The 15,409-nt window shown below is 68.4% G+C and carries 10 protein-coding genes; 4 read left to right on the forward strand and 6 right to left on the reverse strand.

The genetic code is table 11. From position 1 onward, the window contains the following. Window positions 1-30: 30 nt before the first annotated feature. From P8934_RS12475 to P8934_RS12490, 4 genes are all read right to left on the reverse strand, one after another. Window positions 31-4,872, reverse strand: coding sequence for an NAD-glutamate dehydrogenase (locus P8934_RS12475; protein ID WP_278031329.1), 4,842 nt, complete (start codon window positions 4,870-4,872; stop codon window positions 31-33). Between the two features lie 183 nt (window positions 4,873-5,055). After that, on the reverse strand, window positions 5,056-6,162 hold the full coding sequence (gene trmA, locus P8934_RS12480; RefSeq protein WP_278031330.1) for a tRNA (uridine(54)-C5)-methyltransferase TrmA: 1,107 nt from the start codon (window positions 6,160-6,162) through the stop codon (window positions 5,056-5,058). A gap of 65 nt (window positions 6,163-6,227) precedes the next feature. Then, complete coding sequence (gene murI, locus P8934_RS12485) at window positions 6,228-7,004, reverse strand: glutamate racemase (protein ID WP_278031331.1); 777 nt, start codon at window positions 7,002-7,004, stop codon at window positions 6,228-6,230. Window positions 7,005-7,160: 156 nt separating this feature from the next. Beyond that, window positions 7,161-7,706: a hemerythrin domain-containing protein gene (locus P8934_RS12490; RefSeq protein ID WP_278034035.1), complete on the reverse strand. Its 546-nt coding sequence runs from the start codon at window positions 7,704-7,706 to the stop codon at window positions 7,161-7,163. Window positions 7,707-7,918: 212 nt separating this feature from the next. Here P8934_RS12490 and P8934_RS12495 point away from each other — a divergent pair, with 212 nt between their 5' ends. Next, on the forward strand, window positions 7,919-9,259 hold the full coding sequence (locus P8934_RS12495) for a replication-associated recombination protein A (RefSeq protein WP_278031332.1): 1,341 nt from the start codon (window positions 7,919-7,921) through the stop codon (window positions 9,257-9,259). Between the two features lie 166 nt (window positions 9,260-9,425). Here P8934_RS12495 and lolA read toward each other — a convergent pair whose 3' ends face one another. Continuing rightward, entirely contained in the window at window positions 9,426-10,055 is a 630-nt protein-coding gene (gene lolA, locus P8934_RS12500; protein WP_278031333.1) for an outer membrane lipoprotein chaperone LolA, read from the reverse strand. A 114-nt stretch (window positions 10,056-10,169) separates the two neighbouring features. Then, window positions 10,170-13,364 carry a DNA translocase FtsK 4TM domain-containing protein gene (locus tag P8934_RS12505; RefSeq protein WP_278031334.1) on the reverse strand — a complete coding sequence of 1,065 codons (3,195 nt, stop codon included), beginning with the start codon at window positions 13,362-13,364 and terminating at the stop codon, window positions 10,170-10,172. A 155-nt stretch (window positions 13,365-13,519) separates the two neighbouring features. Between P8934_RS12505 and aat the strand changes: the two genes are divergently transcribed. From aat to infA, 3 genes are all read left to right on the forward strand, one after another. Continuing rightward, complete coding sequence (gene aat / locus P8934_RS12510; protein ID WP_278031335.1) at window positions 13,520-14,254, forward strand: leucyl/phenylalanyl-tRNA--protein transferase; 735 nt, start codon at window positions 13,520-13,522, stop codon at window positions 14,252-14,254. Between the two features lie 31 nt (window positions 14,255-14,285). Beyond that, the gene (locus P8934_RS12515; RefSeq protein ID WP_278031336.1) at window positions 14,286-15,023 is read left to right on the forward strand and encodes an arginyltransferase; all 738 of its coding nucleotides are present in this window, start codon (window positions 14,286-14,288) and stop codon (window positions 15,021-15,023) included. Between the two features lie 134 nt (window positions 15,024-15,157). After that, the gene (infA, locus tag P8934_RS12520; RefSeq protein WP_040185975.1) at window positions 15,158-15,376 is read left to right on the forward strand and encodes a translation initiation factor IF-1; all 219 of its coding nucleotides are present in this window, start codon (window positions 15,158-15,160) and stop codon (window positions 15,374-15,376) included. Window positions 15,377-15,409 lie beyond the last annotated feature (33 nt).

Raw genomic sequence — 15,409 nt, forward strand, 5'->3', positions numbered from 1 at the left:
CGTGTCTCTGGCCTTGGACATGGCGGCCGGTCAGGTCTCGCGATTGCTCTCGGCCAGGTCGACCAGCTCGCGCACAGCCACCGCGAAGAGCGGGAAGCCGCCATGGGTGCCGGTGCCTACCTCCTCGAGCAGGCGGCACCAGCGCTGGTGCATGCCCTGGTGGAGCGAGAGCCACTGCTCCACCCGCTCCGTGCAGTCCCGTGGTCCACCTTCCATGCCCAGCACGCTGATGGTCAGCGCCAGCTGCTGGCGGTCGATGTCGTCGCGGAAGGTCTCGCGGGCCTGGGCCTGCCAGCTGTCACGCACCTTGAGCTCGGTGATCTGCTGGATCATCCACGGCAGCTCCAGGCGATCGCCGATCTCGTAGAACACCTCGGCGACGCGCTGGGGCTTCTCGTTGGTCTGGCGGGCCGCCTGGATGATGCCGAGCGCCGCATAGAGGCTGCCGGCGGCCGCCACCGTGCCGGCCAGGGCCTCCGGCACGCCCGCCTCGGTGAGCTCGTTGCGGCGGGCCTCCCAGGCCTCGTGCTCCTCGCCGCGCAGGCGCTTGCCGATGTTCTCCTGCAGCTGTGCCAGGCGCGGCGCGAAGAAGTCGATGGCATCCCGGGTGCTCATGCCGGTACGGTTGCGCAGGAACCAGCGGGTGGCGCGCCGCAGCATGCGCATCAGGTCGAGCATCATCGCGTACTGCACGGCACTTGGCACCTGGTTGTCCAGCGCCTCGATCTGCTCCCAGAGGCGCGGGAGCTGGAAGCTGTCACGCGCGACCACGTAAGAGCGAGCAATGGTGGCGCGGTCGGCGCCAGTGGAGTCGATCAGCCGGCGAACGAAGACGATGCCCATATGGTCGACCAGGTCGTTGGCCACCTGGGTAGCGACGATCTCGCGCTTCAGGCGGTGGTCGTACATCTCCTCCTTGTAGCGCTCGACCAGCACCCCGGGGAAGATCCGCTCGACGAACTTGACGATGGTCGGGTCGTCAGGCACGTCCGAGGCGATCAGGTCGCCCTTGAGCACGCTCTTGGCGTAGGAGATCAGCACCGAGAGCTCCGGCAGCAACATCCCCTGCTCGTTGGCGGCGCGCTCGTTGAGTATCTCGTCGTCGGGCAGGAACTCCAGCTCGCGGTCGATCTGGCCGGCGGCCTCGAGCTCGCTGATGAAGCGCCGGAAGGGGCCGATGCCCTGCCGGGACAGGAGCTCGGCGAGATCCAGCGCCTGGGTCTGGCGGTAGTTGTCCAGCAGCACCAGGTCCGAGACCTCACCGGTCATGTCGGCGAGCAGCTGGTTGCGCTGCTTCTCCGTCATGTCGCCACGCTTGACCACCTCGTCGATGAGGATCTTGATGTTGACCTCATGGTCGGAGCAGTTCACCCCGCCGGCATTGTCGATGAAGTCGGTATTGACGCGGACGCCTCGGGCGGCCGCTTCCATGCGCCCGCGCTGGGTGAGGCCGAGATTGCCGCCCTCGCCGACCACACGGCACTGCAGCTCGCGGCCATCGATGCGCAGGCCGTCGTTGGCCTTGTCACCCACCTGGGCGTCGGTCTCCTCGCTGCCCTTGACGTAGGTGCCGATGCCGCCGTTCCAGAGCAGATCCACCCGGGACTTGAGCATGGCGCGGATCAGCTCGTTGGGCGCTAGCTTGTCCTCCTTGATGCCGAACAGCGTCTTCATCTGCTTGGAGATGGGGACGGTCTTGGCCGAGCGCTTGAACACCCCGCCGCCCTCGGAGATCAGCTCAGCATTGTAGTCCTCCCAGCTGGAGCGCGGCAGGGCGAACAGGCGCTGGCGCTCGGCGAAGCTCGCCGCCACGTCCGGGCTCGGATCGACGAAGATATGCAGATGGTTGAAGGCTCCCACCAGGCGAATCTTGTCGGACAGCAGCATGCCGTTGCCGAAGACATCGCCCGCCATGTCACCGATGCCGAGCACCGTGAACTCGTCCTGCTGGGTATTCAGCCCCAGGCCGCGGAAGTGGCGCTTGACCGACTCCCAGCCGCCCTTGGCGGTGATGCCCATCTTCTTGTGGTCGTAGCCGTTGGCGCCGCCCGAGGCGAAGGCATCGCCCAGCCAGTGCCCGTACTCGGCCGAGATCTCGTTGGCGATGTCGGAGAAGGTCGCGGTGCCCTTGTCGGCCGCCACCACCAGGTAGGCGTCGTCGTCGTCGTGGCGCACCACGTCACGAGGCGGCACGATCTCGCCCCCCACGCGGTTGTCGGTGACGTCGAGCAGGGCACGGATGAAGGTCTTGTAGCAGGCGATGCCCTCCTGCTGGATGGCATCGCGGTCGCCGCCCTCGGGAAGTCGCTTGCAGACGAAACCGCCCTTGGCGCCCACCGGCACGATCACCGCGTTCTTTACCTGCTGCGCCTTGACCAGGCCGAGCACCTCGGTGCGGAAGTCCTCGAAACGGTCGGACCAGCGCAGCCCGCCCCGCGCGACCTTGCCACCGCGCAGGTGCACGCCCTCCACGCGCGGCGAGCAGACGAATATCTCGAAGGCCGGGCGCGGCTTGGGCATGCCGGTGACCCGAGAAGGCTGCATCTTGAAGGACATGTAGTCCTTGTGGCGGCCATCGTCTCCCCGCTGGTAGTAGTTGGTGCGCTGGGTCGCCTGGATCAGCTCCATGTAACGGCGCAGCAGCTGGTCATCATTGAGGCTGGCGACATCGTCGAGCAGCCGGATGATGCGCGCCGTGCAGGCCTCGATCTCGCCTTCCGGCGGGCGCTCGGCCGGATCGAAGCGCAGCTCGAAGAGAGTCACCAACTCACGAGTGATCTCCGGATGGTTGACCAGGGTGGTGGCCATGTAGTCCTGGGAAACACCGAAGCGGATCTGCTTGAGGTAGCGCGCATAGCCCCGCAGCATGGCCACCTCGCGCCAGTCCAGGTTGGCGCCGATGATCAAGCGGTTGAAGGGGTCGTTGTCGGCTTCCGCGTTCCAGATGCGCTGGAAGGCCTCGACAAAGGGCTCGCGCATCTCCTGGAGGTTGACCTCGGTGCTGGTGTGGTGCTCCAGGTCGAAGTCGTGGATCCAGTAAATGCCGTCGCGAGCCTGCAGCTCGTAAGGACGCTCGCCGATCACCCGCAGGCCGAGGTTTTCCATCATCGGCAGTACATCGGAAAGCGGGATGGGCTTTTCACGGTGGAACAGCTTGAGATTGACCCCGCTGCCCTCCTCCTCGACCAGTCGGTACAGGGAGAGCGCCAGCGGGCAGCCATCATCCAGCTCGCTGATGTGCTGCAGATCGTAGACCGCGGTACGCGCCGAGAAGTCGTCGCGATAGCTGGCCGGGAAGGCATCGCGGAAGCGGTCCATGAGCAGGTTGGCCTGCTCCTCGCCGAACCCCTCGATGGCGGCGCCCTGGAGGTCGTCACGCCAGTTGCGGGCCAGCGTCGCCAGCTTGGCTTCCAGGCGTCGCAGGTCGTAGGCCGCCGGTTGATCCCCCTTGAAGCGCAGGATGAACTGGATGCGCGCCAGCACCGACTCAGAGAGGTAGGTGTTGAAGTCGCCGAAAGTGGCGTCGAGCTCCTCGCAGAGCATGTCCTGGATGCGCAGACGCAGCTCGGTGGAGAAGACATCGCGCGGCACGAAGGCCAGACAGGAGTAGAACTTGCCGGAGCGGTCCTCGCGGATGAACAGCCGCACCCGGCGTCGCTCGCGCATGTCGAGGATGCCCAGGGCCGTCTGGGTCAGCTCGTCGGTATCGATCTGGAAGAGGTCGTCACGGGGATAGACCTCAAGGATGTGCAGCAGGTGCTTGCCGTTGTGCCCCTTGGGGTTGAAACCGGACTTCTCCATGACCGTCGCGAGCTTGCGACGCAGGATCGGCACGTTGCGCGGCGACTCGTTGTAGACGGTGGCGGTGAACAGCCCGAGGAAGCGGCGCTCGCCGATCACCCGCCCCTGGTCGTCATAGCGATCGATCGAGATGTAGTCGGGATAGGTCGGCCGATGGATCCGCGCATGGTGGGCACTCTTGGCGAACGACAGCAGCTGGGGAACCAGCACGTAGCGGTCCCCCTCGACCCCCTGGTCGGTGCGGATACGCTCCTGGTAGCGGGGCTGGTCGAGGCGGAACACGCCCAGCTTGCTCTCGTCGACCCGGTCAAGCCGCTGCCGTTCCTCGGTCTCGTGGACGACATACTCGTCATAGCCGAGGAAGGTGAAGTTGTCATGCAGCAGCCATTCGAGGAAGGCAATGGCCTCCTTGTGGTCGTCGGCATCGACCTGATCGGGGCGCGAGGCCTTGAGCTCGTCGACGGCCGCCCTGGCCTGCTCGCGCATCGGCTCGAAGTCGGCCACCGCGGTGCGCACATCGCGCAGCACCTCCTGCAGGCTTGCCTCGATGTCCTCGAGCAGCGCCGGGTCCGAGTGGCGGTCGACCTCGATCGCGATCAGCGACTCCCGGCGCTGGGGGGCGTCGGCCTGCCGCGTCGGGGTGACCCGCGTGAGCCGGTGTTGGTCGTCGCGCTCCGTCGCCAGCACGGCATTGTGGATGGCATGGACGGTCATGCCCCGCCGGTTGAGTTCGATACGTACCGAGTCGACCAGGAAGGGCATGTCCTCGTGAAGCACGGCGATGAAGGTGTGGGTGGACTGCCAGCCATGCTGCTCGAAGTCGGGATTGAACACCCGCACCTTGGGGTCGGCGGGGTCGAACTGCTGCAGGAAGTGCCACACGGAGAGGGTGGCACCATAGAGGTCGTCGAGACGACGGTCGGCCAGGTCATCGAACGGTACCGTGGCATAGAAGTGGCGGGCGAAGTCCGCGACCTGTGCGGCCTTGTCCTCGTCCAGACGGCCTTGCAGCCGCTCCTTGAGTTGCTTGAGCAGATCCTGGCGGGTCTCCTCGTGTGCGACGTGTTGCATCCATCACCTCGGCTGCCTGCGGCCGCCGGAGGCGGCCGGGAGAACTTGACGTGGCGGCCTCCTGGCCGCATCGCCTTCCAGCTTACGTCACTTCCCGAGCCCACCCCAGCCACATGCCCCTTCGCTCATGGAGCATGTCGGTTGCGCATCGCCGCTTGACAGGGAGCCGGGCACGCCGCCCCCTCAGCCACGCCGCTCCAGCAGGACCCCGCATTCGCAGTGGTGCGTCCAGGGGAACTGGTCGAAGAGCGCGAAACGCCGGATCTCGTGGGTGCGGGTCAGCACCTCGAGGTTGTCGGCCAGGGTCTCGGGGTTGCATGAAATATAGACGATACGCGCATATTCGCTGAGCTGGCGACAGCTCTCCTCATCGAGCCCTGCCCGTGGCGGGTCGACCAGCACCGTGGAGAAGGCGTAGTCGTCGAGGGCCATCTCGGCCACCCGGCGCCCGCCCTTGTCGCCCTTCAGGGCCTGGGAGAACTCCTCGGCGGACATGCGACCGACCTCGGCATTGGCGATACCGTTGGCCTCCAGGTTGACCCGGGCACTGGCCACCGAGGTCCGCGATATCTCGGTGGCCAGCACCCGCCGGAAGTTGCCGGCCAGCGCCACGGTGAAGTTGCCATTGCCGCAATAGAGCTCCACCAGGTCGCCGTCCTGGCTCTCCCGGGTGACGTCCCGGGCCCAGGCCAGCATCGCGCGGCAGATCTCGGCATTGGGCTGGGTGAAACTGTTCTCCACCTGCTGGTAGACCAGCTCGTCACCGTCCACCGCGAGGCGCTCCCACACATGGTCACGCGCCAGCACCAGGCGCTGCTTGCGGGCGCGGCCGATGACCATGATGCCCAGCGCCTGCTGGAGGGCACGGGCCTCGGCCTCCCAGGCCTCGTCGAGCCGACGATGGTAGATCAGGGTCACCAGTGCCTCGCCGGAAAGGGTGGTGAGGAACTCCACCTGAAACAGCCGGAGGCGCAGCAGGTCGTTGTCGCGGATGGCATCGAGCAGGCGCGGCATGAGGTCGTTGATCTGCCGGCCGGCCACCGGATAGTCGTCCAGGCGTACCACCGTCTTGCGTTTCGGGTCCTCGGGGTCCACCTCGAACATGGCATAGAAGAGGTCGTCCCCCTCGTGCCAGAGGCGAAATTCGCAGCGCTGGCGAAAGTGGCTCGGCGGCGAGGGAAACACCTCGAGCGTCGGCGGGGAGAAGCGCGCGAAGTCACGGGTGATGCGCTCGCGCTTGGCCTCGAGCTGCTGGTCATAGCGGGCGGGGTCGACGACGGGAATGGCCACGGCGGCTCCTGGGTGAAGATGACGAGATTGAGGGGATAATGATGGTACCGACCCTAACGGTCGGCTCAGGCCGGGTGCAGCAGCCTCGGTGGGGCGAAGCCGAAGGTGGCCAGCCCCCTGCCCAGGCGTTCGTCGGGGGCGGTGACGAAGCTCGGCTCGCCACCCTCGCGGGGGGCGAGCGTCGTCACCACCTGGGCCACCCGGCGAGCGATGGCCTCGCCGGAGTCGATCCAGTTCACCTGCCGCGGCGCGGCCTCGGCGAGCCACGGGGCCAACAGCGGAAAGTGGGTGCAGCCGAGCACCACGGTATCCAGGTGAGGATCCTCCCACAGCGGGGCGAGGGCCCGGTGCAGGATCGCCCGGTGGGGGGGCTCCCCGGCCACCAGGCGCTCCGCTTCGCTGACCAGGGCGTCCGCGGCGACCCGCGTCACCCGGCAGTCGGCGGCGAAGTCCCGGATCAGCTGCAGGGTGTAGGGACGCGACACCGTGGCAGTGGTCGCCAGCAGGCCGATATGCCGCGTCCGGCTGATCCGGGCCGCCGGCTTGATGGCAGGCACGGTGCCGACCACCGGAATCGCCAGGGAAGCGCGCAGGACCTCCAGCGCCAGGGTGCTGGCGGTATTGCAGGCCACCACCAGGGCGCTGCAGCCACTCGCCGCCACGGCTGCCTCGCAGACGGCCCGGATGCGCTGGACCAGCCAGGCATCCTCCCGCTGGCCGTAGGGCAGCATGGCATTGTCGCAGGCATAGGCCAGGGCGGCCTCGGGCAGGCACTGACGCAGTGCCCGGACCACCGAGAGCCCGCCGACGCCGGAATCGAAGACCAGGACCGGACCCGCCATCATCCTGCCCCTCGACGCCTAAGGGCCGAGTCACACAAGCAGGACGATGGCAGGGCAAGACCAGGCAGGTTGGGCATGACGTAGAGGGTGGCCGCTGAGAATGCCGGCCATTCTACCCCAGACCCGGGGCAGAGCCGAAACGCCGGCTCGACCTCATCAGGTCACCGGCTCGGGAGCATCTCGCAGTTCGGCATAGAGCTCGGGGTAGGCCTCCTGCAGCCGCTCGAGCTGCGCCTGGGCGCCCTCCGGCAGGGCCGCCGCCAGGGCCTCGAGGTCCTGGTCGTTGAAGTTCTTCTGGATCAGCGGGAACAGCAGTTCGCGCTCGTCACGCAGGTAGGCCCGGTGGCTCTCCAGGTAGGACTTGAGGTCCTCGGCGAAGCGGTCCATGGGCACCACGGCATCCATCAGGATCATGTCGAGGTCGTTGGAGAGGCGCTTTAGCCGGGACTTCAGCGACCGATAGTCCCGGGAGAGGCGCTCGGTGACCTCGACACTCGAGGGGTCGAGCTCCTTGAGGCGCTCGGTGCAGACCTTCTCGAGGGGCTGGGTGAAGCCTTCCTGGTAATCGAGGATGTAGTCGACGACCTCCCGGACCAGCTGGAAGTTGGGACGCTCGCCGCACGCCAGGGACTTCTGCTTGAGCTGCAGGACGTGCAACATGCGCGCCATGTTGGCATGATCCTGACGCAACTGCTTCAGCATGGGCATGACGGGAGTCTCCTCTGTGGCGATGTGGAACAGAAGGCTGTCTAGGTTGGATTCGCCGCGGCAGGTCGGGTTCACCGCGCCGTGACACCCCGGCAAGGCCGACCTGTCTCAAGCTAGCCGCTCGGGGGGAATTGTGCCTGTCGCCCAAGGTCGTATTGCCTGCGACGACACATCCACTCTAGCAGTCGCGAGCCAAGGAGTCAGAAATGGATCTCTTCCAGGGCAACACCCCCGACGATGCCGCGCCGCTCGCCTTCCGCATGCGTCCACGCCGCCTCGAGGACTACGTGGGGCAGCAGGCGCTGGTCGGCCCTGGCAAGCCGCTGGCGCGCATGGCCGAGAGCGGCGTGGTGCGCTCGATGATCCTCTGGGGCCCCCCCGGGACCGGCAAGACCACCCTGGCCGAGATCCTCGCCGAGGTCTCCGGCGCCCACCTGGAGCACCTCTCGGCGGTGATGGCCGGGGTGAAGGAGATCCGGGCCGCCGTCGATCGCGCACGGGACATGCAGGCCCGTCAGCGCCCCACCCTGCTGTTCCTCGACGAGATCCACCGCCTCAACAAGAGCCAGCAGGACGCCCTGCTGCCCCACGTGGAGTCGGGGCTGCTGACGCTGATCGGCGCCACCACGGAGAATCCCTCCTTCGAGGTCAACTCGGCGCTGCTCTCCCGGGCCCGGGTGCACGTGCTGAAGTCGCTCACCGAGGAGGAACTCGTCGAGGTGATGCAGCGGGCGCTGGCCGACGAGGCGCGTGGCCTGGGCACCCGGCGGATCCGCGTGGACGACGGGGTACTGGCGCTGCTGGCCCGGGCCGCCGCCGGCGACGCCCGCCGCGCCCTGGGCCTGCTGGAGACCGCCTGCGACTTCACCGTGTCCGAGGGCGACGGCGAGCGCCTGCCCCGCGAGGCACTGGAAGACGTCATCGGGCACCAGGCCAGCGCCTTCGACAAGCAGGGCGACCACTTCTACGATCTGCTCTCGGCGATCCACAAGTCGGTGCGATCCTCACGCCCCGACGCCGCCCTCCTCTACATCGCCCGCTTCCTGCAGGGCGGGGGTGACCCGCTCGACGTGATCCGCCGTCTCGCGGCCATCGCCTCGGAGGACGTCGGCAACGCCGACCCGCGGGCCCTGCCCCTGGTGATGGCCGCCTGGGACGCCTACCTGCGCCTGGGCGACTACGAGGGCCAACGCGCCATCGCCCACGCTGCCATCCACCTGGCGGTGGCCCCCAAGAGCAACGCCATCGACCAGGCCTGGAAGCAGGCCAAGGCCTTCGTGGCGGAGCAGCCACAGCTGGAGGTGCCGACCTACCTGCGCAATGCCCCGACGAAGCTGATGGAGTCCCTGGGCCACGGCCAGGGCTACCGCTACGCGCACAACGAGCCCCACGGCTACCCGGCCGGCAGCGCCCATGACTGCTGGCCGGCTGCCGTCCCCCACCGGCACTTCTACATGCCGACGGAATACGGCCAGGAGAAGCGCTACGGCCAGCTGATGGCCTGGCGGGGGCAACTCGATGCCGAGGCGGACGACGCTGGCGCGTAGCCGCCAAGCCGCCAAGCCGCCAAGCCGCCAAGCCGCCAAGCAGGATAACCTAGACCCAAAAAGCCCCCGCCGGACCTGAAATCTTACAGGGGCTCTCATTCATTGCCTCAACGCCTACCACCCGCCACCGAACAGCTTGGCGGCTCGACGCTTTCAGCTCGGCGCTTTACTGCGTATCGCGGATCACGTCGGTGCCCTCGGGGATCTCGAAGGTAAAGCGGCTGTCGTCCAGCGACTCGTTCATGCGCACGTTGTCGAACTCGATGGCGGTGCGCTGCCCGGTACTGTCGGTCATCTGCAGCAGGTCCAGTGCCTCGCCGCGGAAGGTCATCTGCAGCTCCTCGAAGAGGGTATCGGGGTCCTTGGGCACCAGGGTGAAGGTCTCGCTGCTGCCCTGCTGGCGACGGGTGACGTCATAGCTGCCGGTCAGCTCGTCGGCGCTGCCGGAGAGCAGCAGGGCCGGGGTGTGGGTCACCCGCTGGTCCAGCGCCTGCACCGTGGCCTGTTCCAGGTCCGGGTCATAGAGGGTGACCTCCTCGCCCGCGGAGACCACCAGCTGCTCGTAGGGGGCGTCCACCTCCCAGCGGAACTTGCCGGGACGCGACAGCCACATGCGGCCCCGGGCCTCCTGCAGGCGCTGACCGCTGCCATCGAGGATCTGCTGCTCGAAGTCCGCGACGTAGGTCTCGAGCGGCTCGAGAATGTCCGCCAGGCGCTCGGCGCCCTCGCTGGCCAGGGCCGACATCGGCACGGCGAGGGTCATGGTCAGCGCGGCGAGGGTCTTCTTCACTGTCATCGTCTCTGTCTCCCTGGACGGGTCCATCATGGCATCCTGTCACTCGGACCCGGGACACCCCGGCGGGTTGCATTGCCGCCGGGGCTTCCATCATTGCTGCAAGGTTGGCGCGCGTCAGTCGCCCACCGGTGGCGGGGCCAGCACTTCTCGCGCGCCGTTGGTGCCCATGGTGGAGACCACGCCGGCCATCTCCATGGACTCGACCAGGCGCGCGGCCCGGTTGTAGCCGATCTTGAAGCGACGCTGAACCGCCGAGATGGAGGCGCGGCGACTCTCGGTGACGAAGGCCACCGCCTCGTCGTAGAGGGCATCCTGCTCGGCGTCGTCGTCACCGCCACCCTCGGCCTCCAGGCCGGTGAGGGCCTCGGCGGAGACGCCGCCGGAGAGGATCTCGTCGATGTACTCCGGCTCGCCGCGACGCTTCCAGTCCTCGACCACCCGATGCACCTCGTCGTCGTCGACGAAGGCACCATGGACGCGGGTCGGCATGCCCGACCCAGCCGGCAGGTAGAGCATGTCGCCATGGCCGAGCAGGTTCTCGGCGCCCCCCTGGTCGAGGATGGTGCGCGAATCGACCCGGGACGAGACCTGGAAGGCCATGCGGGTGGGAATGTTGGCCTTGATCAGGCCGGTGACCACGTCCACCGAGGGCCGCTGGGTGGCCAGTATCAGGTGGATGCCGGCGGCGCGGGCCTTCTGGGCCAGCCGCGCGATCAGCTCCTCGACCTTCTTGCCGACGATCATGAACATGTCGGCGAACTCGTCGATCACCACCACGATGTAGGGCAGCTTCTCGAGCACCGGCGGCGACTGGTGCATCTCCCAGGGCTGGGGCTCCCAGAGCGGGTCGGCCACCTGGGCGCCGGCCCGCTCGGCCTCGTCGAGCTTGCCGTTGAAGCCGGCGATGTTGCGCACGCCCATGGAGGCCATCAGCTTGTAGCGACGCTCCATCTCGGCCACGCACCAGCGCAGCGCATTGGCGGCCTCCTTCATGTCGGTGACCACCGGCGCCAGCAGGTGCGGGATGCCGTCGTAGACGGACAGCTCCAGCATCTTGGGGTCGACCATGATCATGCGCAGCTCGTCGGGTGTCGCCTTGAGCAGCATGGAGATCAGCATGGCATTGACCCCCACCGACTTGCCCGAGCCGGTGGTGCCGGCCACCAGCAGGTGGGGCATCTTGCCGAGGTTGGCCACCACCGGGCCGCCGCCGATGTCCTGGCCCAGCGCCAGGGTCAGCGCCGAGGCCTCCTGCTGGTAGCGGTCGGAGTCGATCACCTCGCGCAGACGGATCATGGCGCGATGCGGGTTGGGAATCTCGATGCCCACGGTCGGGCGGCCGGGAATCACCTCCACCACGCGCACGCTCTTGACCATCAGCGAGCGCGCCAGGTCCTTGGCCAGGTTGCTGATCTTGGAGACCTTCACGCCGGCCGCCGGCTTGATCTCGAAGCGGGTGATCACCGGGCCCGGCCAGGTATCGACCACTTCGGCCTTGACCCCGTACTCGCGCAGCCGCGTCTCGAGCAGTTCGGCCATCTCGGCCAGCTGCTGTTCGGAGTAGTTACGCTGCTGGGGCTGCGGCGGCGTCAGCAGCCGCAGGCTGGGCAGGTCGCCATCGGGCTCGGGCAGCTGGTCGAGCACCGGTCGCTGGTTCTGCAGGTGCTCCACGGTCCACAGTGCCGGCCCCTCTGGCTCGTCGGCGGCCTCGCGCCCCTGCTCGGCGGTTGCCACCCGCGGCGCTGCCTCAGGCGCCGGCTCCGGCGGGGCAATCTCCGGCTCACGCTGGCTGGTCGCCGCCTCCCGGTCACCCATGGCGTCTTCGCTCGCCGGTTCCCAGGCCAGGTGGGGCTCGCCCGCGTCGTCGGGTTCCTCCCAGTCGGCGTCTTGCCAGTCGACCAGACCCGGCTCACGGCGCCGCCCCTTGCGGGCAGGCGAGTGCGGCGAGGCACCCGAGGAGGCCCGGGCGGGGGGCGGCGCAGCGTCCTCCTCGTCGCCCTTGGCGCCGCCGGAGGAGGCCTCGACAGCCCCGCCGAGGCGGGCCTCGTCACGATCCGCGCGCAGGGCGGGGCCATGCCAGGCCGGCATCACCTCGTCGTCATCGGGCAGCACCGGTTCTGGCACCGTCTCCGGGACCCGGCGTGCGCTGTCCTTGTCGCGACCCTCCTGCCCGGTGCGCGACGTCTCGCCAGGCACGGGAGGAACGGTTTGGCGAGCCTGCGGCGTCGGCTCGGGTGCGGCCTGGGGGACCCTGGCGTCAGCGGACATCGCCTCGGTGCGGGGCGAGGCGGCAGGCATCCGCTGCTCCCCCGGCGGGGTGATGGCCACCCGCGGCTCCACGGCCTCACGGGAGGCCCGGGCGGTGTAGGCCGCCTCGGGCTTCTTGGCCGAGGGCGTGCGCTCGGGCACTTCCCACGGAATGTCGGTCTCGCCGTCGTTGCCGAAACCGGGTTCGCGGCGCGAGACCCCGTCGGCGGCCAGCACCGGTTCGGCCTCGCGACGACGACCGCCCCCCAGACGCTGCCACCAGCGGGGCCGTCGATCGTCCCCGGGCAAGGCCTCGTCGGCGCCTCGCTCATCGGCCTCGGCGACCGAGGGCTCGCTCTCCTCCCGGGCCTGGTCACGCCGTTCGGCGCGTCGTTCACGCACCAGGCCGAAACGGTCGGCCACCCAGCGCCACAGCACCAGGCTGCGGTGGCCCAGTTCGTCCATCACCGTCAGCCAGGAGAGTCCGGTGAACAGGGGGAAGCCACACAGCAGAGCAGCCACGGCGAGTAAACCGGTCCCGCCCGTCCCCACCAGGGGGATAAGGGCGCCGACCAGCCCCTCGCCGAGGATGCCCCCCGTGGAATAGGGCAAGGGGCCATCGGGGCGGTAGAAGTGCAGCGCCCCCAGGGTGGTGGAGCCCAGCAGCAGCAGCACGAGCCCCCCGCAGCGCACCGCCAGGGCAGTAGCATCCCACTCGAAGCGCACCTGCCGCGAGCGGATCAGCCACCAGGCGGCGAACCCCAGCATGCCGGGCCACCACAGGGCACTGACACCGAACAACGAGTAGAGCACATCGGCAAGCCAGGCCCCGATGGGCCCCATCCAGTTGGCGACCTCGGTCTCGGGGCCGCTGCGCGACCATCCGGGATCCTGGGCGCGGAAGCTGTAGAGCGCCAGCAGCAGGAACACACAGGCGGCCAGCAGCAGGATCACCACGCCCTCGCGCGCCGACCCCTGCAGTCGCAGGCCGAAGCGCTTCGCCGTCTCCCTGGCATTCGCCGCCGTCACCCGACGTGACGAGGTCCTCTTCTTGACACTCAAGCGGCCATCCCCCTTGCGCCAACATGGCGTCTTCTGGATTTCACTGCGCTCAATCATACCGAGCAAGTGCTCACCATCACAGGGGCCTGCATGCCTTGAGCCCCATCGCGCCGCGCGGCAGACTGGACGGGTCGTCATCGAGGAAGACGCTGCCCATGCTCCCCTGGCTCCCTGACCGCCCCGTGGGCTTCCCGCCCGTCGCGTCGGCCCTGCGCGACCCCGACGGCCTGCTGGCCGCCGGCGGGGCCCTGACCCCGGAATGGCTGCTGGCCGCCTACCGCCGCGGCATCTTCCCGTGGTTCAGCGATGACCAGCCGGTGCTGTGGTGGAGCCCGGACCCGCGCATGGTGCTGTTCCCGGACGATATCCGGGTGCGGCGCAGCCTCGCCAAGCGGCTGCGCAACGGCGGCTTTTCGGTCACGGCCGACACCGCCTTCGAGCGGGTGGTGGCGGCATGCGCGGCCCCCCGCGACGGCCAGCCCGGCACCTGGATCACCGCCGAGATGCAGGCGGCCTACGGGCGACTGCACCGGCTCGGCGCGGCCCGTTCGGTGGAGGTCTGGCGCGCCGGCGAGCTGGTGGGTGGCCTCTACGGGGTGGCCATGGGACCGGTGTTCTTCGGCGAGTCGATGTTCTCGCGCGCGCCGGATGCCTCGAAGGTGGCCCTGGTGCACCTGGCCCGCGCCATGAGCGCCGGCGATGGCCGGCTGATCGACTGCCAGATGCATACCGGCCACCTGGCCAGCCTGGGGGCCAGGGACATCGCCCGCAGCGAGTTCATCGGCTATCTTGATCAGTGGCTGGGCGATGCCGGCAGTGGCCGCCGAGAGACGCTCGACGACATCTCGGCACCGACCTGGTCCTTCGATGCGATCGACACCAGTGCATGACCGGGCCACCGATTCAGAGGAGATGGCAGCCTTGAGCAGCAACGCCCCCCGGCAGCCGGTCAGGGACCTGCGCTTCTTCCTGACCGTCCCCCATGCCTGCAGCTACCTGGAAGGCCGCGAGGCGACTACCCTGTTCCTTGACCCCCAGGAGTCGCCCGGCCAGGGGGTCTACGACGCCCTGGCCCTGCTCGGCTTTCGCCGCAGCGGCCGTCACCTCTACCGCCCCCACTGCGATGCCTGCAACGCCTGCATCTCGGTGCGCATCCCGGTGGCCGAGTTCGCGCCGAGTCGTACCCAGCGCAAGCTGGCCAATCGCAATGCCGACCTGACGCTCCACGTGCGTCCGGCCCTCTTCGATGCCGAGCACTATGCGCTCTATGCCCACTACGTCCGGACTCGCCACGCCGACGGTGACATGTACCCCCCGAGCCACGAGCAGTACCGTACTTTCCTGACCCTCGACCAGGCCTACGCCCGGCTGCTGGAGTTCCGCCTCGATGGCCGGCTGGTGGCCGTCTCGGCCTTCGACCAGCTCGAGCACGGCCTCTCGGCCATCTACACCTTCTTCGACCCCGCGCCGGACCTGGAGCGCCGCTCCCTGGGCACCTTCGCCGTGCTCTCGCTGATCCAGCGCGCCCGGGACGAGGGACTGCCCCACGTCTATCTGGGCTACTGGATCCGCGAGTGCCGCAAGATGAACTACAAGCAGTCCTTCCGGCCGCTGGAGATGCTCGACGGCCGCCACTGGCGCCGCATGATCGCCCTGTAAGGGCTCCAGGGGGCGGGTTCCTTTGCCTTGACGAGCGGCATGCGGCACAATATCGCGCTATCCTGTCGGCACGGGCGGCAAGGCCGTGAGACCGTGCCGCCTTATTTCGTCACCATCAGCGAGGAACCGCCTATATGGCACGTGAAGACCATATCGAAATGGAAGGCGTCGTCGTCGATACCCTTCCCAACACCATGTTCCGCGTCGAGCTGGAGAACGGCCACGTGGTCACCGCCCACATCTCGGGCAAGATGCGCAAGCACTACATCCGCATCCTCACCGGCGACAAGGTCAAGGTCGAGCTGACCCCCTACGACCTGTCCAAGGGCCGCATCGTCTACCGCGCCCGCTGAGCCCCGGCCGGGCACGCCGCAACGCCCGTCCCG

The organism is Halomonas sp. CKK8, assembly GCF_029625235.1.
In the GTDB taxonomy this organism is placed as follows: Bacteria; Pseudomonadota; Gammaproteobacteria; order Pseudomonadales; family Halomonadaceae; genus Halomonas; species Halomonas ventosae.

What these genes read in the sequence shown, in the direction of transcription:
- aat (WP_278031335.1), top strand. Translation starts at nt 13,520, where the DNA reads ATGCTCCCCTGGCTCCCTGACCGCCCCGTGGGCTTCCCGCCCGTCGCG.
- P8934_RS12490 (WP_278034035.1), bottom strand. Translation starts at nt 7,706, where the DNA reads ATGCTGAAGCAGTTGCGTCAGGATCATGCCAACATGGCGCGCATGTTG.
- lolA (WP_278031333.1), bottom strand. Translation starts at nt 10,055, where the DNA reads ATGACAGTGAAGAAGACCCTCGCCGCGCTGACCATGACCCTCGCCGTG.
- murI (WP_278031331.1), bottom strand. Translation starts at nt 7,004, where the DNA reads ATGGCGGGTCCGGTCCTGGTCTTCGATTCCGGCGTCGGCGGGCTCTCG.
- P8934_RS12475 (WP_278031329.1), bottom strand. Translation starts at nt 4,872, where the DNA reads ATGCAACACGTCGCACACGAGGAGACCCGCCAGGATCTGCTCAAGCAA.
- P8934_RS12495 (WP_278031332.1), top strand. Translation starts at nt 7,919, where the DNA reads ATGGATCTCTTCCAGGGCAACACCCCCGACGATGCCGCGCCGCTCGCC.
- infA (WP_040185975.1), top strand. Translation starts at nt 15,158, where the DNA reads ATGGCACGTGAAGACCATATCGAAATGGAAGGCGTCGTCGTCGATACC.